This is a genomic window from Romboutsia sp. 13368, assembly GCF_018336475.1.
In the GTDB taxonomy this organism is placed as follows: Bacteria; Bacillota; Clostridia; order Peptostreptococcales; family Peptostreptococcaceae; genus Romboutsia.
Genome location: NZ_CP048741.1, coordinates 1,286,811 through 1,287,033, shown reverse-complemented (window position 1 = coordinate 1,287,033; position 223 = coordinate 1,286,811). Strand labels below are relative to the sequence as shown.

Sequence of the window (223 nt, the reverse complement as noted above, 5' to 3'; positions counted from 1 at the left end):
TACCAAGATATGTTRATACTTTTGAGGAAGAAGAGCCGATAGACTTAGTAGCTGTTAGTGAGAGAATTAAAGATATTGATAAAGAGATAGCTAAGTTAGATGAAGAGTTAGCAGYTTACTTAAGAGAGCTTGGATTATAAGGGGAGGTGNGANATKATGAGTAAGRCACCGAAGCTTAGATTTAAGGAGTTTAGTGGAGATTGGGAAAGTAAGCGATTTGAAA

1 protein-coding gene is annotated in these 223 nt (G+C 35.9%); it reads left to right on the top strand.

Features of this window, described 5'->3' with window-relative positions; genetic code table 11:
• The coding region (locus G3997_RS05175; RefSeq protein ID WP_296649391.1) for a hypothetical protein at positions 1 to 140 on the top strand (140 nt) is incomplete at its 5' end.
• Positions 141 to 223: the final 83 nt, after the last annotated feature.